This is a genomic window from Litchfieldia stipae (genome assembly GCF_014837155.1).
Taxonomy (GTDB): domain Bacteria; phylum Bacillota; class Bacilli; order Bacillales; family Bacillaceae_L; genus Litchfieldia.
The window spans coordinates 244,528-264,479 of sequence record NZ_JACYHA010000002.1; the positions used below are offsets into that span (position 1 = coordinate 244,528).

The 19,952-nt window shown below is 33.6% G+C and carries 24 protein-coding genes; 7 read left to right on the forward strand and 17 right to left on the reverse strand.

Annotated elements, in window-relative coordinates:
• Positions 1 to 190: 190 nt before the first annotated feature.
• Both F7888_RS03340 and F7888_RS03345 read right to left on the reverse strand, forming a co-directional pair.
• Entirely contained in the window at positions 191 to 475 is a 285-nt protein-coding gene (locus tag F7888_RS03340) for a 3-isopropylmalate dehydratase (protein WP_191777174.1), read from the reverse strand.
• Between the two features lie 51 nt (positions 476 to 526).
• Positions 527 to 1,201, reverse strand: coding sequence for a hypothetical protein (locus F7888_RS03345; protein WP_191777175.1), 675 nt, complete (start codon positions 1,199 to 1,201; stop codon positions 527 to 529).
• Positions 1,202 to 1,659: 458 nt separating this feature from the next.
• Between F7888_RS03345 and F7888_RS03350 the strand changes: the two genes are divergently transcribed.
• Positions 1,660 to 2,442, forward strand: a complete 783-nt coding sequence (locus F7888_RS03350; RefSeq protein WP_191777176.1) for a hypothetical protein — start codon at positions 1,660 to 1,662, stop codon at positions 2,440 to 2,442.
• Positions 2,443 to 2,570: 128 nt separating this feature from the next.
• The gene (locus F7888_RS03355; protein ID WP_191777177.1) at positions 2,571 to 3,014 is read left to right on the forward strand and encodes a cupredoxin domain-containing protein; all 444 of its coding nucleotides are present in this window, start codon (positions 2,571 to 2,573) and stop codon (positions 3,012 to 3,014) included.
• A gap of 69 nt (positions 3,015 to 3,083) precedes the next feature.
• Here F7888_RS03355 and F7888_RS03360 read toward each other — a convergent pair whose 3' ends face one another.
• Together F7888_RS03360 and F7888_RS03365 are read right to left on the reverse strand one after the other, a co-directional pair.
• A complete protein-coding gene (locus F7888_RS03360) occupies positions 3,084 to 3,287 on the reverse strand; it encodes a cold-shock protein (protein ID WP_191777178.1) in 204 nt (67 codons plus the stop codon).
• A gap of 172 nt (positions 3,288 to 3,459) precedes the next feature.
• Positions 3,460 to 4,551, reverse strand: a complete 1,092-nt coding sequence (locus F7888_RS03365) for a nitric oxide synthase oxygenase (protein WP_191777179.1) — start codon at positions 4,549 to 4,551, stop codon at positions 3,460 to 3,462.
• Between the two features lie 140 nt (positions 4,552 to 4,691).
• Here F7888_RS03365 and F7888_RS03370 point away from each other — a divergent pair, with 140 nt between their 5' ends.
• Positions 4,692 to 5,372, forward strand: coding sequence for a hypothetical protein (locus F7888_RS03370; RefSeq protein WP_191777180.1), 681 nt, complete (start codon positions 4,692 to 4,694; stop codon positions 5,370 to 5,372).
• 17 nt (positions 5,373 to 5,389) lie between these two features.
• On the opposite strand, the gene F7888_RS03375 is transcribed toward F7888_RS03370, so the two are convergent.
• Positions 5,390 to 5,587 (reverse strand): DUF6501 family protein, encoded by a 198-nt coding sequence (locus F7888_RS03375; RefSeq protein WP_191777181.1) that lies wholly within the window; start codon positions 5,585 to 5,587, stop codon positions 5,390 to 5,392.
• A 149-nt stretch (positions 5,588 to 5,736) separates the two neighbouring features.
• Here F7888_RS03375 and F7888_RS03380 point away from each other — a divergent pair, with 149 nt between their 5' ends.
• Complete coding sequence (locus tag F7888_RS03380; protein ID WP_191777183.1) at positions 5,737 to 6,186, forward strand: PNPOx family protein; 450 nt, start codon at positions 5,737 to 5,739, stop codon at positions 6,184 to 6,186.
• Positions 6,187 to 6,214: 28 nt separating this feature from the next.
• Here F7888_RS03380 and F7888_RS03385 read toward each other — a convergent pair whose 3' ends face one another.
• From F7888_RS03385 to F7888_RS03405, 5 genes are all read right to left on the reverse strand, one after another.
• On the reverse strand, positions 6,215 to 6,622 hold the full coding sequence (locus F7888_RS03385) for a hypothetical protein (RefSeq protein WP_191777185.1): 408 nt from the start codon (positions 6,620 to 6,622) through the stop codon (positions 6,215 to 6,217).
• A gap of 133 nt (positions 6,623 to 6,755) precedes the next feature.
• Positions 6,756 to 8,672, reverse strand: a complete 1,917-nt coding sequence (locus tag F7888_RS03390) for a vWA domain-containing protein (protein WP_191777187.1) — start codon at positions 8,670 to 8,672, stop codon at positions 6,756 to 6,758.
• A gap of 14 nt (positions 8,673 to 8,686) precedes the next feature.
• Positions 8,687 to 9,577: an AAA family ATPase gene (locus tag F7888_RS03395; RefSeq protein WP_191777189.1), complete on the reverse strand. Its 891-nt coding sequence runs from the start codon at positions 9,575 to 9,577 to the stop codon at positions 8,687 to 8,689.
• Positions 9,574 to 10,839 (reverse strand): DHH family phosphoesterase, encoded by a 1,266-nt coding sequence (locus F7888_RS03400; protein WP_191777191.1) that lies wholly within the window; start codon positions 10,837 to 10,839, stop codon positions 9,574 to 9,576. The genes F7888_RS03395 and F7888_RS03400 overlap by 4 nt, the downstream gene beginning before the upstream one ends.
• A gap of 106 nt (positions 10,840 to 10,945) precedes the next feature.
• Positions 10,946 to 12,166 (reverse strand): MFS transporter, encoded by a 1,221-nt coding sequence (locus F7888_RS03405; RefSeq protein WP_191777193.1) that lies wholly within the window; start codon positions 12,164 to 12,166, stop codon positions 10,946 to 10,948.
• Between the two features lie 149 nt (positions 12,167 to 12,315).
• On the opposite strand from F7888_RS03405, the gene F7888_RS03410 reads away from it, so the two are divergent.
• Positions 12,316 to 13,677: an MATE family efflux transporter gene (locus tag F7888_RS03410; RefSeq protein ID WP_191777195.1), complete on the forward strand. Its 1,362-nt coding sequence runs from the start codon at positions 12,316 to 12,318 to the stop codon at positions 13,675 to 13,677.
• Between the two features lie 318 nt (positions 13,678 to 13,995).
• On the opposite strand, the gene F7888_RS03415 is transcribed toward F7888_RS03410, so the two are convergent.
• The 4 genes from F7888_RS03415 to F7888_RS03430 form a co-directional block, all read right to left on the reverse strand.
• The gene (locus F7888_RS03415) at positions 13,996 to 14,181 is read right to left on the reverse strand and encodes a hypothetical protein (protein WP_191777197.1); all 186 of its coding nucleotides are present in this window, start codon (positions 14,179 to 14,181) and stop codon (positions 13,996 to 13,998) included.
• 134 nt (positions 14,182 to 14,315) lie between these two features.
• Positions 14,316 to 15,140 (reverse strand): TerC family protein, encoded by an 825-nt coding sequence (locus tag F7888_RS03420; RefSeq protein ID WP_191777199.1) that lies wholly within the window; start codon positions 15,138 to 15,140, stop codon positions 14,316 to 14,318.
• An 88-nt stretch (positions 15,141 to 15,228) separates the two neighbouring features.
• On the reverse strand, positions 15,229 to 15,885 hold the full coding sequence (bshB2, locus tag F7888_RS03425; protein ID WP_191777202.1) for a bacillithiol biosynthesis deacetylase BshB2: 657 nt from the start codon (positions 15,883 to 15,885) through the stop codon (positions 15,229 to 15,231).
• 25 nt (positions 15,886 to 15,910) lie between these two features.
• Positions 15,911 to 16,255, reverse strand: coding sequence for a YojF family protein (locus F7888_RS03430; RefSeq protein ID WP_191777204.1), 345 nt, complete (start codon positions 16,253 to 16,255; stop codon positions 15,911 to 15,913).
• A 156-nt stretch (positions 16,256 to 16,411) separates the two neighbouring features.
• Here F7888_RS03430 and F7888_RS03435 point away from each other — a divergent pair, with 156 nt between their 5' ends.
• Positions 16,412 to 16,639, forward strand: a complete 228-nt coding sequence (locus F7888_RS03435) for a hypothetical protein (protein ID WP_191777206.1) — start codon at positions 16,412 to 16,414, stop codon at positions 16,637 to 16,639.
• Positions 16,640 to 16,755: 116 nt separating this feature from the next.
• Here F7888_RS03435 and F7888_RS03440 read toward each other — a convergent pair whose 3' ends face one another.
• Entirely contained in the window at positions 16,756 to 17,022 is a 267-nt protein-coding gene (locus F7888_RS03440) for a phosphocarrier protein HPr (protein WP_191777208.1), read from the reverse strand.
• Between the two features lie 201 nt (positions 17,023 to 17,223).
• Between F7888_RS03440 and F7888_RS03445 the strand changes: the two genes are divergently transcribed.
• Positions 17,224 to 17,934, forward strand: coding sequence for a class I SAM-dependent methyltransferase (locus tag F7888_RS03445; protein ID WP_191777210.1), 711 nt, complete (start codon positions 17,224 to 17,226; stop codon positions 17,932 to 17,934).
• Between the two features lie 274 nt (positions 17,935 to 18,208).
• Here F7888_RS03445 and F7888_RS03450 read toward each other — a convergent pair whose 3' ends face one another.
• Both F7888_RS03450 and deoD read right to left on the reverse strand, forming a co-directional pair.
• On the reverse strand, positions 18,209 to 19,072 hold the full coding sequence (locus F7888_RS03450; RefSeq protein ID WP_191777212.1) for a M15 family metallopeptidase: 864 nt from the start codon (positions 19,070 to 19,072) through the stop codon (positions 18,209 to 18,211).
• Between the two features lie 78 nt (positions 19,073 to 19,150).
• The gene (deoD, locus tag F7888_RS03455) at positions 19,151 to 19,855 is read right to left on the reverse strand and encodes a purine-nucleoside phosphorylase (RefSeq protein ID WP_191777214.1); all 705 of its coding nucleotides are present in this window, start codon (positions 19,853 to 19,855) and stop codon (positions 19,151 to 19,153) included.
• Between the last annotated feature and the right edge of the window lie 97 nt (positions 19,856 to 19,952).

The window sequence follows — 19,952 nt, forward strand, 5'->3', positions numbered from 1 at the left end:
CCGCGTCCTGTGGGATCAACTAGTCCCACGGGAGTCCCCCGTGTATTCAGTCTGCTAGAATTCTATTCTCAATTAATTCACCTCAAAAAACAACAAACTTTGAGAAAACAGCCAAACAAAAAATATTGTTTTTAACAATATACTAAATTGACGGAATTATCAACAAAAAAAAGCAGCAAACAAATGTAAGCTACCTTTTTTTTAATTCGTAATATTTCATAATGAATTCAGCAGGGTCCGTATCAACCTGATAAGGAAAAAGTCCTTGAATTGTATGTAAATAAAGCACGCCAAAATTTGATGAGCCTGATTTATAGGAAACATCTAATACATTGCTTAAAAGAAATGTATTATCACTAGACTCAATAGATTCATGATATAAGTATAGTTCTTTTCGAGTTTGCACTGTTATTTGTTGATTATTTTCAATAACTCTGTCCATAACAATATAACTTTGCTTTGATATTTCCCCCATTTGTTCCCCCTTAAAATAACGTAAAGCTGACTTAATAAGTCAGCTTACTTTTTAGCCGTCTATCTGATCAAAATCAAAATCGCTCAAAGAGTCCATATGTGTTGCAATTAATGCAATGATTGTACTTGCTTCCTCTTTGCTAAAGATAAAATTCGATTCATCTTCGATAAGATCATCTTCAGTAGTAACTACTCGATTGATACGTCTTAGCACGCCATCACCAGTCTCCTGAACAATACCAAATTGGTATGTAACTTCTACCTCGTCTGCATGAGTATAGGCTGTCACCTCTGGGGTAGTCCATTCAACATCAATTTCCTGAAACACCTCAGGTCCTTGATTTGAATCATCTTCTAAGTATAATTCATCATCTTCGTCAGTATCAAGGAAATCATCCTCATCACTTTCATCTTCACTCATGTATTCATGAAAGCTTTCATGGACACAATCAACGATATCCTCAATATCTAACAGGATCGCTCTAGCCTCTTGTTGCAAATCAAGATCATATGACTCTACGTAAAACTCTTCGTTATATGGGTCAAAAAATAGGCTGCAGAAATAATCTCTATCACCATCATCAGACGTTTCAACAAAGAATTCTATTCGAGGATGTTTAGCACCACGATCAATGGACATATGTCCTACTTGATCATACTTATCACAAATTGACTCTAAATGATCTTGAAGCTCCTCACTTACACGATCAAACCATTCTAAGGACATAACATCCCTTCCTTTCAACTTTTTCAATATTATTATTTCCTAATAAATATAATTTATTTTCAGAACAATTCTCATCTTAAGTTCCTTATTAAAAAAAAAGGCTGTTTTCTCAAAGATTGTTGTTTTTTGAGGTGAATTAATTGAGAATAGATTTCTAGCAGTCTGAATACACGGAGACTCCCGTGGGACTAGTAGCCAAAGTGAGACCCCGCAGGAGCACCAGCGACGAGGAGGCTCACCGGTTACCCCACAGGACGCGGAGTGTATTCAGGCTGCGGTATCACAAGCAACAATATATACGAAAACAGCCTAAAAAAATCATGAAAACTAGAAACCATTAATATATTTTAAGAACCACAAATCTTACTCCATCTTAAAAGCAGAAACATATAGTTGACCACTTTCATACAGTAATATACATAACAAAAATCAACTATGGCTTATAAGGAGTGTTACCATTGAAGAATCAAAATGAACTGGCTCCACCCACATTGTTCGAAGAATCCTTAAACAAACAAGTTTCATCAAACCAACATTCATATCATTTAAATTATTTAAATGAACTTTGGACGAAGCAACAATCTTTAAATAACGAAATTACACTTGGTTTAAAGGATGTTAATGTCACAATAAATGATTCAAAAAGCCAGCAAATGAAATATTTAAAGGATCTCACCTCGAAATTTCAACAGCATGAACAATTTATCATTCCTTTAATGGAAAAAATCCAAAAACAAGATGATAACTATGCACAAATCATGAATGGATTAGACAAAGTAAATCATTTTAATGTAAGTATAGAAAAAAACTTAAAACAGGAATCATTAATTAATCAGGCAATTATTGATCAATTGTCTTTTCAAGATCAATCAACTCAAACCATTTCTAATAAGCTACACCAATTTGAAGAACAAAATAAGCAATTAATTAATCAATTAGAGCAGCAAGAGCATCTCTACGAAGCTTTAAATGAAAAACTACAGCTTCAAGAAGCTTTTCATAAGACACTCATGGAGAGAATTGAACATCAGGAAGCATTGACTCAAAAAGTATCTAGACAGCTTGACCATTTGAAATCAATTCTTTTTGAACGTGTTGCCATCATCTTAGAAAAGCTAGAGGCAAACTTCAAACTATCATCTAATTTTCTTTATGGAATGCTATCTAAACCGACGTTTGTACAACGACTTACGATTAGTAAAGAGAAAAAAGAAGAAAAAGAAAAGGAAGAAATTAAGTAATTATTTTCTGCTAACCATTGGGTTGGCATTTTTTTTGATTTTTTTTCAAAAAAATTCAAACAGTAGACAAGTTCTATGTGGGGGTATGCATATAGTAGAAGGACAAGTAAATTGCGAGGAGGTAAAACATGCGATTCATTTTTGTGCGAAAAAAATGGGCTTACTTAGGAGTTATACTATTTGCGCTTATTGTTGCAGGTGGTCTATTTCTTAATCTCGAATCAGTTCAGACAGTATCTCCAGAAAACGGAAAGAAATTTGACATTCACATGGTAACTGGTGAATTCAAATCCAAGCTGGAGAATGGGAAGGAAATTGAATCTTACCGGTGGGATCCAGGTTCTATCACAGTTCCAAAGGGTGAAGAAGTTACGATCAATATTTATGGCGTAAGCGGTCACGAACATCCCTTTTATATTGAAGGTACTGATGTAAAAGGTACTGTAAAAAAAGGGGAAGAAACGATCGTTACTCTAAAATTTGAGAAAGAGGGAGTATACCGATTAATTTGTGAAGCACATCAGGATCCAAATACAAATGGTCCAATGATTGCTTATATTGTAGTTGATTAATAAGAGGTAAAATAAGCGGCCTACTCAATTTGCGAGTAAGTCGCTTATTATTTCCTCTACAATGAGTGATTATTTGGCCGTGGCATGATTCTGAATGACCTGCAAATTTTTGGTAGTAGCAGACATTTCTGAATTACAGATAGGACAAGTAGGTTCTTCTGAACTGCTTTTAAAATTATCTCGAACCCAACAATTACACTCATCTGAACTACATTCCCAAACTTTAATATCTTCTTTGATAATTTCAACTTCAGGTTTTCTTCCAAATGCCATGAAATGATCACTCCTAAACGAAAAATTCACAAGTTATAAAGAGTTTTTTTGGCTCCCCTTTATCACAAGTGAATTATTTCAAAATTTATTATCCAAATCAATGTTACTATATTTTAACCTATAAAGTCAAATTTGCCCAAAAATTTAACTCATCTATTACAGTATATTAACATTAAAATATCTTTACTTTTCGATAGTAATAATTTGGATTATTTTTCTTATTATTGTATTTTGTATGAAATATATGTGTCACTGCTGGTGACATTGGCGGGATTAACCATGTCCAGTCACCAGTTAAATCTCGATCTGCTTTTCTTTCTTTTTCTTCAAAATGTGAAAACTGTTGGGCAGCTGTATGATGATCAACAATGCTTATCCCTACTTTTTTATATGAATATAATACAGCAATATTCAATTCAAGTAATGCTTTATCCTTCCATAAAGAAGCATTAGAGGACATATCTAGCTCCATATGATCTGCGATGATTGGTAATAAATTGTAACGCTTTTGATCTGCTAAATTTCTGGCTCCAATTTCTGTACCCATATACCAACCATTAAATGGTGCTGCAGTATATCTAATCCCACCAATTTCAAGCTCCATATCAGAAATAAATGGAACCCCATACCATTTAACTCCAAGCTCTTTAAACCAATCAAACTGAGGATGTACAATATCAACCTCTGAAATGATTTCTGTAGGAAGTTGGAATAGCTTTGGAGCTTGACCATCTATTTCAATGACTATTGGTAGTATGTCATAATCTGTCCCATCACGTTCCCAGCCAAGTTCTTCGCATTTTTTCGTTAAAGAAATACTTGATGGATCACCGAGCGTCCCATGCTCTGTCTCATATCCAGCATAGCGAATAAGTTGATGGTTCCATATATATACACTATTAGTTGTATTAGTTTGTTGCCGGAAAATGGTGATTGTTGGGAGAACTTTTCCACCATTGGTTGCAAATTGAATATGTTCACATAGAGCGTTGAATACATCTTCTTCTCTTTGTAGATTTCTCTTATCAAAGACAGTCAGAGAATTCCAGAATAGCCGACCGATACATCGATTACTGTTTCTCCATGCCATCTTTGCTCCATGCTCCAGTTCTTCATATGTATGTAGGTAAGTTGCAGTATTAACAATTTCCGAATGGATTTGCTCCATTCTTTTTTGTCGTTCTTCTTCCCCTTTATTTAATTCAGCATAACAAATTGTAATAAAATCTTCTGCTTTTTTATATAACTCTTCATTATCGAACAAGTATGCTACCTCCTAAACTTAGACAAGCATATCATACCAGAAATTGATGAATAAAAAAAGCTTCAGGTAGGTGAATAGATTAACTTTCCAATTCTTAGGTAACAATAAGAAGGATCCTAAAAAAAGTGAGGTGCTCATTAATGAGTCTAGAATGGTTTTACAGAATGGAAAATGCAGTAAGAATCAGCTTACCTGATTTATGTGAAGGGTTTGAAGAAGTTGATATTTTATTTGATACGGATCATACTGAACAACATCCGACTTTCAACTTTTCTGTAAGTAATGCTGATGAAATTGATGAGTTTTGTTACATATTCTTCGATCCCATTAATCAAGAATTCTATTCCTATCATTACGATGATGAAGCAGAATTACATGCGAAGGTTTTGTTTGGGAATTTAGATCAGATGTTAAGCTTTATTCATGCATCTTTTCACGATTACCTTGATGAAATCGATGAAATGAATGGTGATTCTGAAGAAATGTTTGATGATGAATATGATGTTGAAATTGACGATTTAGAGGACGTCAATGAAATGGATGATACCTTCTTTCCAGAGGATGAGGATCATATCGAGTGGATTACAAATGATAAGTATATTCACATAGAAGACAATAATCCTGACTATTCCGCGAATTATTCCATCTACTATAAGCTTGGGATTGATCAAGAAACAGGCGATGGCGTTATCTATCGCAACACGATTGCAAAAGAAAATGGTGAAGAAACAGAAGAACAAGTATTACTCTATTTTAAAGAAGAAGAAGCTTCATATATTAGTGAATTAGTTAATGAATACATGAATCAAAACGTAAAGTAGCCAATCGGCTACTTTTTTTATTCGAAATAGTCCTTATAATAACCACCAATTTTTCCAGTGTTATCAATAATGAAATAAAACTCTTCTGTTTCATTTTTTAATTCGTAAGATTTCCCAACTGTTAAAGCTCGATTAACCATATATTTTTCGGCATTTGTATGTACGCATTTCACTTGTTTAATCGTTTCTTTTTCAGTCCAAGTTTGATGTATCATCCTTTATCACCTCTTCTCTCGAATATTATCTTATTTTATCTTATATACTCAAATAAGTTAAGCTAAATCATTTTATTTCACTATCTATGTAGTATATACTTTATTTACAAGAATAAATATTACATAGGACTGTCAGAGGAGGACTCCATTTGAGTAAATCTAATCAGGAAAAATTAAATCAAGAACTTATAGATCTGTTACAAGGTGAAAAAGTTGTATCATTAATCACATTGGATGCAGAAACTCAAAAGCCACACCTAAGCATTGTATCTTGGCTACTAGCACACCCTGGTGGCGAAGTAATAAAATTTGCATTAGGACACAAAGGAACGAGCGTAACAAATATTCAAGCTAATTCTGAAATTACACTTGGAGTGATTGGTGCAGGAAGTTGTTATTCAATTAAAGGGCAAGCTTCTGTATCAGATATCATTGAAAAAACGATGAAATATCGTGTAGTCACTGTTAAAGTAGAATCTTATGAGGATGTTATTTTCTATGGTGGAAAAATAACCGTTGAGCCTGAATATGTAAAGACTTACAATGCAGATTTAGCAAAGAAATTAGATACTGAAGTCTATGAAATGTTGAAAAACTAAGAATAAGGGGCAGTTACCCCTTATTTTTTTATACCTTTCTTACGGTAATTGCTTTGGCAATTTTTTGCGTTTTACAATCTTCTATATCATTCAAATCTAATATTCCTAACGTAATCGCAGCTTCTATTTTTTGAATATCAGGTTTTTTAACAACCCTTATGCAATCATTTAGATTTTTCTTTTCTAATCGTAATACTGTTTTTTCTTCATCATAATTTTCTGATGTTCTAATTTGACGTTGAACCTTATAATCACCTAAAATAAATTCGCCTTTCTCATTTTGACCATTAATCTCATCAAAATATAAGTGAAAGACCTTCTTGATTTCTTTCATTTCTTTCTCGATGTCCTTTTCTAGTTCGTTTAAATGATAGTATCTTGCTAATAGCTTTTCAGTGATTGAATATGCCTTTACTTCATTCTTATTTTCTACCATACTCATCCCTCCATCGAACAACATACTTCATCTTATGAATAGATTAGTACATTCATACTAGGAATCTTATCAATTAAAAGCAATTTATTAGACAATACAAACACCTAGTGATTACTTGTCACTAGGTGTTTGTTTAAATACTTTTTAATAACAGTTTTTTAAGTAATGGGAATAGAATGTCAGGAAGTTCATTGATATCCTGAACAAGAATACTATATTTGCCGTATATGTTTTGTATTGTCTTTTGTTGCCCTTCATCAATCTCGCCATTAGCTAAAAATACATTTAACACTTCTATTCCTTGCTTTCTAGCCTCTATAACCGCTTCATGAGTATCAACAATTCCATTTTCCTCATAACTAAAAGCAGCAGGTTCACCATCGGAAAACACAATTAAAAACTTCTGCTTTTCAGTTCTTCTTTTCACTAACTCCTCAGTAATCACTCGAATCGAAAAACCGTCCCGATTATCTTCCTCTGGACTAAGCTGCATAATTTCCGGTCCACTTTGATGAAGGAGGGAAGTATGAAAGTCAATGGTGTTGAAGAAATAGTTGGGCTGATTTGTTTCTGTTGCGTCGTTCGTATCCTCCCAAAACCCTGTGATTTTATGTGGTACTCGTACCGACTTTAATGCTTCATGAAAAAGTGTTATTCCTAACTTTGTTTGCTCCATTTTATCATGCATGGATGCAGAGCAATCAACTAACAAGCTAAATACTGCATCAATTTCAGGTGACGTTTGATCTTTTTTATAGAACATGCGTGGATTGTCATCAACAAAAAGCGGTATTAGTTTTTTACTTAGACGACCAAAATGAAGGTTTGTTCTAGGCAATATTTTTTTATGCTCTAATGTCTTAAGTATGATTTGCTTTAACTTTTTTTGATACGGGGCGATTTGTGCTTTATTTTGTAAGTATTCTTCTATTTCAGAAGGATCAGGTCTTTGTGACTCTACGAACATTGGAATAGCAAATCGATTTTCCTTACCATATCTAGCATCGTCTGTACCCTCTAGGGCATCATGTTGAACCTCCATGGCCTCCACATTAGAAAAATCGTGATTCTTACTTTTCTTAGAAGATCCCTGTACAATTCCAAGCGCTTGATCTCCAGCTTCCCCTTCTCTAGCAGTCTCACCTAATATATTTGTTCCTGTCCCTTGCTCAAGATCAAATTGTAAAAAGCTTTTTGTTGGTTTACTTGTTTCCTGATGCCAGGTTGGTAATACATCATTATGGACATCTTCATCCCCATCAGCCACATCATCAAGTTTGTCATCATTCTTTAATTTCTTTTTACGGGTAAGATCATTTAAATCAATCAATTCTAATTCATCATAGTCGAGTTCAGGTAAATGAAAATAAGTATTTAACATGTCATTTTCAAGAACATCTTCTAGAACTTCAATGATTGTCTTGCAAATTTTCACAACATCTTTGGTTGTATTTGCATCATATGCTTTAACGAGCTCCATTCGTAGAAAAGGGTATAACAAGTCAATTTCGTGTTGAATAGATGGAGTCTCATCCAGTGGTGATACAGAAGTAACCATTAAATAAATCGAGTTAAAAAGCGCATCTGTATAGACACTTTTTGTTAAATTGACATTCAACTGATCTTGAAAATATTTACGATATACTTTATTTCTAGTTGCAAATATAGATTTTGTACCTGGACGTTCCATCTTACATAATTCTTCAAGTCTTAAATCTTCAATGATCATGAAAAGCTGTTTAGCCAAACTAGGTAAAGTTGATTGTCTTGTATAGCGAAGAAACTTCGATATTTCTGCAAAATCGGTATAATTCTTGCTTCCAATACTTCTCAAATAAACATCGCTTTTCAATCCTTGAACCTTTTCATCAAATGAACGGTTATCCCAAAAATGACTTAAGATAATTTTTGAAAGTAATGGATCATAGTATGACTTATACCCAAATTCAACTTCAATTTGACCATTTTTTGATAATGTCTTTGCTAGATCGGATAGCTGCATAAATAAAAAAGAATCGATCTTCTTATCATTAAATTGAATGAATCTCATATAGCCATACCCCTCTAGTCAAATAACGTTTCTGCGATATTATCAATGGCTGCTTTTTCTCGATCATCCTCTAATTTTTCAATAATTCCTCTTTTAATTGCACGTAATGGCGGTAGATAAGCAGCAAGATCACATGTATCAATTAATGCACGAATGGAGGCTGCTTCTTCTGATAAATGACCATTTTGTACAAGTGTTATTAAATCACCTGATAAGGCAACGAATTTATTGATTAATTTTTCATCCTTGAGAATGGATTGTTCAGTTAACACTTGTTTTAGTGTATCTCCCTGGATATAAGGAACATCAATCACAACAAATCTATTTTTCAATGCCTCATTTAATGGGACCGTACCTACATAGCCCTCATTAATTGCTGCAATAACCCCAAATTCATTAGCTGCCTTTACTACTTCTCCCGTAAATGGATTCGTAATCATTTTACGATAATCGAGGACTCCATTTAATATCGGTAATGTCTCAGGCTTTGCCATATTAATTTCATCTATATAAAGTAAATAGCCCTTTGTCATTGAATTAATGACAGGCCCAGGAACGAATTCAATTGACGTTTTCCCTGCATTCTCATTGATTGTTTTAAACCCTAAAAGTGCCTCTGCATCTAAATCAACCGAACAGTTGATGCTATACATTGGTTGAGCAAAGATTGTAGAAAGTGTTTCTGCAAGCTTTGTCTTTCCAGATCCAGTTGGCCCTTTAAGCAAGACATTTTTCCCAAGTGACAATGCAATGATGGCATCAATTATAATTGCCGGATTTGCTGCAGTGTAGCCACCAGTACCAACTAGTAAATTGTCTTCAATTGAAGAGAATTTTTCTTTACGTTCTTGTATCTTCTCCTTAATTACTATAGGAAGATTTAATGTTTCTATATTCAAACTCATTTAGTTGTTTCCCCTTCTTTAATAAACTGCGAAATGACTGCATCTCTATTTTTATTTAAAGCAGATCTAATTTCCTGGTCTTTCTTCTTAAGGACATCAGCTAAGAAATGAATTAAATCATTGTCAAATGCCAATCCTGTTGCATATTGTCTTTTGATATATCTTTCAGCGTCTTCAAATGTGCTGAAAAGTTGGTTTATTAATTGATGATTATGATAAATCATCCAAGTTTGTTGTTGCTCATGATAAAACACGTATGATTTATCATCTTGTTTATTCGTATATAACGAGCCATTCTTCAATCCTCGTTGATTCAATTCATTCTTAAGAGCATCTAATTTAAGAGATGGGATTGGAAATACATTTTGAACGAAAAGTAGAAAAGTTTCATCATCTAGACTACAACCCGAAGCCTTTGGATGACCTCCACCACCGAATTTTTGGGCAAACTTCGAAACATCCACCTCATCATAGATGGTACGGAAACCAATTTTCTTTGTTCCTACATTCACCATTGCAATGAGGTCAATATGGGGATTAAGCTTTGCAAGAGCATTACCTAACTCAGATAAATACTGTTCCGCATGAATAATACCAACACAATAGTGATCTACAAAGATTTGAGTCATTTGTCTGTTTTTAGAGAATATATATCGTTCAATCTTCTTATCCTCTAAATCCAAAATTAATTCTTCTTTATCAGACAGTGAAAAGCCATTAGGATTCTTTACACGCTCAAGCATCTCTTTTTCGAAATGCTCTAATCCAAGGATAAAGAATAAATCATTTAGTCTTTTAGCATCTTTATTATCATTTGCTTCCCATTCCCATGTATCATACTGTCTAACAAGTTCTACGAATTCGTCTAATGCCTTTGTTGCTTTGATCATTTCATGTTCAATTAAAAACTCATAGAATAAAGAAGTAGCAGCTGTTTTCTTTCCAGTTTCATATTCTGGTTTAACAAATCCCCATTTATAATCATTAAAATGCATGGCAGTTACATGATGATCAATCATTTGTACATGTGATTGATTCTTGAACCTTGCCTCCAGTTTTTTTTCAACCTCTTTATTTACAGCTAAATCAGTTATGTATACTTTAGCATTTTTATTTTCTTGATTATTAATGAATCTAGTTACTCGCTCATTTAAATTTCGATAAGAACAATATGCAACATTGACCTTTTCACCAAATGCAATTTTCGCAAGTAAGCCACAACCTAAGCCATCTAAATCGCTATCTGTAAATAACATGTTCATCTATATTCGCTCCCTTCATATCATAGTCTTCATATTATTTTCAATTTCATACTCCTAGAATGTATGACATAAAGAAAAGGACATAACGTCCTTTATAGTCAACATTTTATATGTTAGCACCTTTATTTGTTTCTAATGTTTCTTCAATAATTGGAGTCTTCATATATCTTAACCCAAAAATAACAACAATTAAAAGCGAAAGCCCTCCAAATACAAGAACCATCTTTTGAAGACCGATTGTATCAAGAAATAAACCTGTACCTAATAACACGATTTGGAACAACACTCGGTCGAGCATATTCCTAAAGGAAAAGAATCTCCCATGAAATTCCTTAGGGATTTTCGTTTGGAAAATCGTTGCAGCAATAGGAAAGAAACAGCCTAATCCTAGTCCTAAAAGAGCAAATGAAAGTAGAGACATGATTTTAACATCTGCAAAGAATAACATCAACTCAGAAATGGCAATTATGAACGCAAAGATGAACATCAGTTTCACTTGATTTTTACCCTCAGAAATATATTTAACTAAAAAAGTTCCTACCATAAAACAAATGCCTTCTGCAGCATATAATAAGCCTTTGATTGTTGAGTCATCTTGTAATTCACTAATATTAATGACCATTAAATTAATTCCACCAAGGAATAATAAAGGTACACATGTTAGAATAAGCGCCATCATGGCAATCGGTAATCCTTTTAAAATCGGAATGATTTCAGTGAAGCTTGATTTCTTTTTATTTGTTTCTGTGTTGTGAGATTGTTTGTCTTCTTCTTCGACATTTAATAAATAGGTTGATAGAAATAATAAACCATAAGCAATCATTGATAATAAGTAAAGAGAATTTAGACTCATTACAACCAGCATCGCACCAGCAACAGCTGTTCCTAGTACTCGTGCCACTGTTGACACATTCATATGCAAACCATTCATTTGTAAAAGTTGCTTATCCTTAACGACTAATGGAATCACAGACTGCAAAGCTGGAAAATAAAACGCAGCTGATAGTTGGAGAGCAATCATAAATAAGACCATCCATATAATTTCACCTTGATGAATGGCAAGGAACATAAAGCTAACACTTAACATTCTACCAAAACCAGAGTAGAGTAAGACTTTTTTCTTATTTTTCGAATCAATTACCCTACCAGCAAGTGGACCAACTAATACTCCAGCTAAAAGTCCTGTGAATAGAATTAAAGATTTATGAAAATCAGAGGGAACATACTGCTGCATAAATTCTAAGTTGCCAATGATTCCAATCCATAGTCCTAACCCCGCAATAAATTCACCCATTAAAATAATCCAAACATTTCTGTTTTTCCACATATGAAGTTGCTCCGTTCCTAAGTAAATATAATTTTCCATTTTATCATATCAACATTTTATTTTTTTCGCTATACGAAATAGTTGGTTTGTTAAGAAATTATGTTATAATTCATTAGTTACAAAAAAATACATATTTTGAGGTTATGATCATGGAGCAAACTTTTTCTTTAAAACATAAAGGATCATTATTTTTAAAAATCCTAGTACCGATTTTAATTACGCAACTTGGCTTATTTGCGATGAATTTCTTTGATGTTACGATGTCAGGTCGTGCAAGTGCTAAAGACCTTGCAGGGGTGGCAATTGGCTCAAGCCTTTGGGTACCTGTTTTTACCGGTTTAAGTGGAATCCTATTAGCGATCACTCCAATTGTTGCTCATTTAATAGGTGCCAAGAAAACAAAGGATGTCCCTCATTCAGTCGTGCAAGGGATTTACTTATCTATTGTCATTGCAATTATTGTCGTCATAGTTGGGGCAATTGTCTTAAATCCAATCTTAGAATTTATGAAGCTAGATCCAGAAGTACATCATATAGCAAAACATTATTTAATTGGTTTATCTTTTGGAATTATTCCATTATTTGTTTATAATGTTCTCCGTGCTTTCATGGATGCCCTTGCTCAAACGAGAGTAACCATGATTATTACGTTAATTGCTCTTCCAATCAATGCTTTATTTAATTACTTATTGATCTTTGGTAAGTTAGGCTTCCCTAAATTAGGTGGAATTGGTGCAGGATATGCAACAGCGATAACTTATTGGTGTATTACGGCCATTTCAATTTTTATTATTTATAAAATAACTCCATTTTCGAAATATCGAATCTTTAGTACATTTCAGCGTTTATCGATTACAAAATGGAAAGAAATCTTAAAAATCGGTGTCCCAATTGGATTCTCAATTTTCTTTGAAACAAGTATTTTTGCTGCAGTTACTTTATTTATGAGCACGTTTAATACAATAACAATCGCGTCTCACCAAGCTGCCTTGAATTTCGCTTCATTTCTTTATATGATTCCATTGGCTGTCTCAATGGCCCTTACTATTGTCGTTGGTTATGAGGTTGGATCAAAGCGATATCAAGATGCTAAAGTGTACAGTTATTTAGGGATTGCTGTTGCAGTGATTGTCTCTGTCATTAGCTCTGCATTTATTTTCTTCTTCAGAGAACAGGTTGCAGCTTTATATACTACAGATGTAGATGTTTTAAAGCTAACACAGCATTTTCTAATCTATGCCATCTTTTTTCAGTTATCTGATGCGATTCAAGCACCCATTCAGGGAGCTTTAAGAGGATATAAAGACGTAAATGTGACATTAATTATGTCCTTTATTTCTTATTGGATTATTGGTTTACCACTTGGTTATATATTGGCTACGTATTCTACACTTGGTGCATTTGGATATTGGATCGGACTTATAGCAGGTCTAGCAGCTGGAGCACTGTGTTTATCGATAAGATTATTTATTCTTCAAAAGAAACACGCTCAATCAAATGCAACAACTTAAAAAAAGAAGAGATTTATTTCTCTTCTTTTTTATAAGATTAGTTTCGAGATCATTTGAATCTCTTCTTTATGTGTAAAGTCTTTCGAAGTTGGCGTTTCCAATATAAGCGGTATATCTTATAGAAAAGTTGATTTCATGATTGACTTCATTTGATTAACTGTAATATGTCCATTGTGGATATTTGCATGTCTATCCTTCATTGAACCAGTTGGATACATTATATCAATAGTATCCCACGTCAGTCTCCGTGTATTCAGGCCGTTAGAAGGAAAAAAGAGCAACGATGTAGGTTGCTCTTTTTGGCTCAATATACAGGATTTAGTTAAAATATGAAAATAATTGAGTGGCTCTCCAAACAAGCAATACAGAGATTCCACTTATAAAAGAGAAACTAAAAAATTTAATGTGTTTTTTTTGAGAATCCTTTAGTAACGAATAGGCAAGAGAAAATCCAACGATTAATAATAAAATGACCGAGATTTCCATATATAAATTCATTTTCATAAAAATACCTCCTAGTATCATTTTCCTGTCTGAGATATTTAAATGAGCCAAGTTCTGTATAATTCATCATTATATAGGAATATCTGGATATTGGACAAGTGAACATTTATCCATTTTTAACTAATTGTAAAGTTTTATTGTTGATTGAGTAAATCTTCCTCTTTCTCTAGAGCATCTTCTGTTTCATCACTATGGGGAAGTGGGCCTTTATCTTTACTTAAAAACCAACCACCAACAGCAATTCCAACTAAGACAATCCAGAATGTAATTTTCCATGCTGGAAGCTTCGGAAATCCTTCATAAAGAATTCCTAATGCAGGATGTGCTAATGTATACACAGCAAGCTTAACCCCAACCCAACCAACAATTAAAAACGCAGCCGTTTCCAAGCCTGGTTTACGATGAAGTAGCTTCACAAAATATGTGGCTGCAAAACGCATGATGATTAATCCAATAATACCTCCTGTCAGGATGACAAGGAAGTGCCCTCCATTCATTCCACCAATGTTCGGTAATGGAGCCAATGGTAATGTGACAGCAAGCGCTACTGCTGCAAGGATTGAATCAACTGCAAATGCAATGTCTGCAAGTTCTACTTTAAGTACTGTCATCCAAAACCCTGATTGCTTCTTAGGTTTATCAACTGTTTCTTTAGAATTTGCCTCTTTCTTAATGACAAACTTTTTCAAAATGTGATTCAATGAAATGAAAATGAGATATATCGCACCTATTGCTTGAACTTGCCAAACGTCCACTAAGAATGAGATGGCAAATAAAGAACCGAATCTGAAGACAAAAGCTCCAGCTAATCCATAGAATAGGGCTTTTTTTCGTTGATCATCAGGTAGGTGTTTAACCATGATTGCCATAACTAATGCATTATCAGCCGCAAGAATTCCCTCAAGTGCAATTAGAACAAGGAGAACCCATGCATATTCGAGTAATAGTGCAAAATCCATAAATAGCCTCCCTTTATCAAGCTATTTATATTCTTTACAAATACTAAAATAAAATAACCTTTATCTACTCGATAAAGGTTGTAAATTATTACTTATAAATATAATATCCTTCTTCCTTTAACCACAGTAATGCTTCATCATTAATATCATGAATTTTATCATTTAAACTTTTGATTAGACCTTCTGTTTGGGACTTATGTGCAGCGATTGCGGCAAGCTTTGTACTAAACACCTCAGACACATCAAATACAATGTCTGGCTCTCCAAGATCTCTAACTGTATTATTTGAAAAAGCCTTACAATAAATAATTGGTCGACTATCCTCTGGAAGACGTTTCACAGCATTTATAGTTGCTTCCCCACATGCATCATGATCAGGATGTACTGCATAACCTGGATAGAAGGTAATCACTAATGTTGGCTTAACTTCATGAATAATTTCTTCTATCCGATCTGATAAGACATCTAAATCCTCAAATTCTAATGTTTTATCTCGAAGTCCTAATAATCTTAAATCTTCTATTCCTAACACCTTACATGCGTCATGAATCTCTTTACGTCTAATCTCAGGAAGTGTTTCTCTATTTGCAAAAAAAGGATTCCCCATATTTCTACCCATTTCACCTAGTGTCGCACACACATATGTAATAGGTACTCCTTCTTTTGTTTTCATTGCTAGTAGACCTGCAGTACCGAAAGCCTCATCATCTGGATGTGGAAATACAACTAAAATACGTTCTTTCATCTAATAATTCTCCTTTTTCATCCATTTAAAATGGGTTTTTACTTAATTGAAGCGCTACCGCTAATTTCCCTTCAGCATCATGACCAGCTAGAAGAAGTCTTCCTTCTTGATCAATGTGAAAATCTGTTAGTCCTTCAGCATAAACCCATCCTAACGTTGTTTTAAGTCCTACTCGATAAGGACCTTCTCCTGTTATTTTTCCCATTTCAACAGTAAGTTTTGTATTACGTATATAAGCACCAACATTCATCTTTGTTGAATCATGATGTGCTGCATAAGCTCCGTTTGTTGTTTCCAAATGAAGATATAATTCAGTTTTGGATAGTTCATTAAGTCGTTGTTGAACATCTTCTTTAATAATTGATTTCAATAGCAAAGCCTCCAATACGTATTGTTTTTTTAATTTTATATTTTTTAGGTTAAAACTTCCACGAATAAGCTTAGAAAACTATATTTTTCTTATAATTGTATATTCTATCCAATTAAGGAAAAAGTATAGGTAATTATTTCTATTGGAGGTAGAATGATGGAGCTACAGCAAAATATGGAATTTGAGGTTACTAAGAAATTCGTCCCAAATTTTTGTAACGCTAAAACATTAAAGGTCATCGATTTTAATGAAACGACTGTAAGGATTGAAATGGAAGATGCAAGAAGTAAAGGAGTATTCCCGAAATTGCAATTTCTTTCATTGATCCGTACTGGAGCATTAATTAAAACAAATGAACGAATTGATCATGGTGACACAGCATAACAATCTTTTGAATACAAAAAAGAGACTTTCTTTAACAACATAGTTATTAGTTAGAAAGTCTCGTTTTTCTTTACACCTTATGTATTAGATTATTTGGTGTAATGTCTTAATAATAGTTATTCTCCTAGCCCCTCAGCTTTTAACACGCCTTCAATAGCTGCGATTGCTTCTTCAGCATCGTTACCTTCAGCACTGATTACAATTTCAGAACCTTTTGGTACACCTAGAGACATAACACCCATAATTGATTTTAAATTAACTGTTCTACCGTTAAAAGTTAAAGATACATCTGATTGAAATTGTCCAGCTTTATTAACTAACACAGTAGCTGGTCTAGCGTGTAAACCTGAATCACTAGTTATTGTAAATGTTTTTTCAGCCATTTATAATTCCTCTTTTCTATTTTTATTCAATCTTATATTACGCAATATATATCAGGTAAAGCAAGACTTATTATTAATTTATTTGTGAAACCTTGCATATTCCCTTCTTACCAAGATCATCTTTAGTATTCCTGAACTTAAATGCACATATTCACCTTCATTCATATAATGCAGGAAAACGTTTTATATGAGGTGAATGCTATGAATGACTATTTAGAATTCTTAGCTCTATTTGGAGTTGGTGGTGCTCATCCAGGAGGTCTGCAATTATCAAAACAGCTTCTCAAACATGAAGGATTGACGAATTCAACAAAAATTCTTGATATCGGTTGTGGTACTGGTCAAACTGCTGCGCATCTTGTGAGCAAATATAAATGTAATATAACAGCAATAGACATTCATCCATTGATGATTGAAAAGGCGAAAATGAGACTAAATAATTTAGGGTATAAAGTGGATTTATTAGTAGCTAATGCAGAAAAACTACCTTATGAGGATAGTTCGTTTGATTATGTATTATCTGAATCTGTTTTATCATTTACAGATTCTAAAAAAGCACTTAAGGAGATATCACGAGTATTAAAAAAAGGTGGAGTATTGCTTGCAATTGAAATGACAAATGAAGGGAATCTCACATCTGCAGAGAAAGAAGAAATTAAAACATTTTATGGGGTAAATGAAATTTATAATGAAGTAGAATGGAAAAATCTTATGTATCATTCAGGATTCGGAATAGTGACGATCGATTCTATTGACTTAAGCACTGAAGGAACAGAAGAATTTCACGGTATAGAATTCCATTTATCTCCTGAAATTAATCAATACTATTTAACGATACTTGACAGGCATGAATTATTAACGCAAAAATACAAAAATAAACTTGGTTTTAGAATCTATAAATGCAGAAAGTAAATTAACTTTGCACGGTAAATTTACTGTCTGAGTAACAGGTCCCATATAGTTTTGCATTATTTATGGTTTTGCGTGATTTGCTAATGCTTGCGTTTATTCCACTTTTCTTCAGTTGTACAACTAATTCTTTAATAGATTTCTTCTGATTCATCATATCACTCCTCTACTAAATGATACCATTATTCAACGCAAAAAAACATAAGAAACTAAAAATATGAAAAAAGTCGGATATAACAAAAAAAATCCCTAGTTTAAAATGCTAGGGATTGTCTATTTAGAGTTTTTTGACCTTGCCGAAAAATTCTTCTAATGTAAGATTGTTATTATATATTTGGCTGGCTATTTCCTCACCTACATAACGGAAATGCCATGGTTCATATTGATATCCTGTGATATCTTCTTTCCCTTTTGGAAATCTTAGAATAAAACCAAATTTATGGGCATTTTGCTCAACCCATTTCCCTTCCTTTGTTTCACCAAATTCTTCAATTAACTGTAAATTAACACTCTTACTACTAACATCCATCGCTAATCCAGTTTGATGTTCACTTTCACCAGGAACAGCGACGGTTTGATTTGCTACTTCCGTATCGCCTGTTTTTTTAATTTGAGCATTATATAAAGCCTCTTGTGTCTCATAAGAACGATAGCCTGACACTGCAAATAATTTAATGCCTTCATTGTTTGCTGATGCAAACATCTTTTCTAATGCTAATGCTGCCTCTTCTCGTAAATAGCTTTTTGGCACATCCTGTTTACCAAATGAGAATTCAACCTCTGGAATCGTCAAATCTGCAGGACTATATACACTTGGAAGCGTATGCTCCTTATTTACTAAGGATAAGATATTCTCTGGATTCAAAATGACTGATAATCCATCACTAATTTCTACTTCATTAAAGAACTTCGCTTCAAGGACCCATTCGTCGTCCACTTCTTCTTCGTGGGCTTGTCCATTGCCAGAGTTTGCATTAGAATCTTTTCCTGTCTCACTAGGAGTCGTTTGTTCATTTTCTAATTTGGTTGCATCACCAATTCGATGTTCGAGCAGACTGTTTAGATCAAACTGACTACAGCCTACAACAGTAGTACTTACAGCAAGAATTAATAAGTATACGGATATGAACCGTTTCACCATGTTTCCACCTTCAATTCTTAAGAGTAAAAGAAAATGCTCCACCGTTAAAAGGGTGAAGCAAATCAATTACTTTAGATATTACTTCATGATTGCCGCATCTAACGCTACTTCAATCATTTCATTAAATGTTACTTGACGTTCCTCTGATGTTGTTTCTTCACCAGTAAGAATATGATCGCTTACAGTCAGAACAGAAAGCGCTTTGCGATTAAATTTTGCAGCTAAAGTATATAATGCAGTTGTTTCCATTTCAATGGCAAGTATACCATAGGAAGCCCATTTTTCCAATTCAGCGTTATCATTATAGAACTGATCTGCTGTAAAGACACTTCCAACTTTTAAATTCAATCCTTTTTTCACACCAGTATCATATGCCTTCTTAAGTAAATCAAATGATGCTGTTGGAGCATAATCAACTCCCCCGAAGGTTAAACGATTCATTTGTGAGTCAGTAGATGAAGTCATTGCTAAGATAACGTCTCTAACCTTGACGTCTTTTTGAATGGCACCACATGTCCCAACTCTAATTAAATTTTGAACATTATAGCTGTTAATTAATTCATTCACATATATTGAAATGGATGGTACACCCATCCCGGTTCCTTGAACAGATATGCGATGACCCTTATATGTACCAGTAAACCCTAACATACCTCTTACATTATTGTAACAAGTAGCATCTTCAAGAAAAGTTTCAGCTATGTATTTTGCCCTAAGTGGATCTCCAGGTAATAGAATTGTTTCTGCAATTTCATTTTGTTTTGCTTCGATATGTACGCTCACGATCGTTTTCCTCCTCTTCTATACAAGGGACTACCCTCTAATCAAAAAATATAACACTAATTTTATTAAGTTTCAAATCAATAAAAAGAGACATCTC

Bases quoted from the DNA above. Each gene is read 5' to 3' on its own strand.
- F7888_RS03340 (WP_191777174.1), bottom strand. From the start codon at position 475: ATGGGGGAAATATCAAAGCAAAGTTATATTGTTATGGACAGAGTTATT.
- F7888_RS03345 (WP_191777175.1), bottom strand. From the start codon at position 1,201: ATGTCCTTAGAATGGTTTGATCGTGTAAGTGAGGAGCTTCAAGATCAT.
- F7888_RS03355 (WP_191777177.1), top strand. From the start codon at position 2,571: ATGCGATTCATTTTTGTGCGAAAAAAATGGGCTTACTTAGGAGTTATA.
- F7888_RS03360 (WP_191777178.1), bottom strand. From the start codon at position 3,287: ATGGCATTTGGAAGAAAACCTGAAGTTGAAATTATCAAAGAAGATATT.
- F7888_RS03370 (WP_191777180.1), top strand. From the start codon at position 4,692: ATGAGTCTAGAATGGTTTTACAGAATGGAAAATGCAGTAAGAATCAGC.
- F7888_RS03375 (WP_191777181.1), bottom strand. From the start codon at position 5,587: ATGATACATCAAACTTGGACTGAAAAAGAAACGATTAAACAAGTGAAA.
- F7888_RS03385 (WP_191777185.1), bottom strand. From the start codon at position 6,622: ATGGTAGAAAATAAGAATGAAGTAAAGGCATATTCAATCACTGAAAAG.
- F7888_RS03390 (WP_191777187.1), bottom strand. From the start codon at position 8,672: ATGAGATTCATTCAATTTAATGATAAGAAGATCGATTCTTTTTTATTT.
- F7888_RS03395 (WP_191777189.1), bottom strand. From the start codon at position 9,577: ATGAGTTTGAATATAGAAACATTAAATCTTCCTATAGTAATTAAGGAG.
- F7888_RS03400 (WP_191777191.1), bottom strand. From the start codon at position 10,839: ATGAACATGTTATTTACAGATAGCGATTTAGATGGCTTAGGTTGTGGC.
- F7888_RS03405 (WP_191777193.1), bottom strand. From the start codon at position 12,166: ATGTGGAAAAACAGAAATGTTTGGATTATTTTAATGGGTGAATTTATT.
- F7888_RS03410 (WP_191777195.1), top strand. From the start codon at position 12,316: ATGGAGCAAACTTTTTCTTTAAAACATAAAGGATCATTATTTTTAAAA.
- F7888_RS03415 (WP_191777197.1), bottom strand. From the start codon at position 14,181: ATGAAAATGAATTTATATATGGAAATCTCGGTCATTTTATTATTAATC.
- F7888_RS03420 (WP_191777199.1), bottom strand. From the start codon at position 15,140: ATGGATTTTGCACTATTACTCGAATATGCATGGGTTCTCCTTGTTCTA.
- bshB2 (WP_191777202.1), bottom strand. From the start codon at position 15,885: ATGAAAGAACGTATTTTAGTTGTATTTCCACATCCAGATGATGAGGCT.
- F7888_RS03435 (WP_191777206.1), top strand. From the start codon at position 16,412: ATGGAGCTACAGCAAAATATGGAATTTGAGGTTACTAAGAAATTCGTC.
- F7888_RS03440 (WP_191777208.1), bottom strand. From the start codon at position 17,022: ATGGCTGAAAAAACATTTACAATAACTAGTGATTCAGGTTTACACGCT.
- F7888_RS03445 (WP_191777210.1), top strand. From the start codon at position 17,224: ATGAATGACTATTTAGAATTCTTAGCTCTATTTGGAGTTGGTGGTGCT.
- F7888_RS03450 (WP_191777212.1), bottom strand. From the start codon at position 19,072: ATGGTGAAACGGTTCATATCCGTATACTTATTAATTCTTGCTGTAAGT.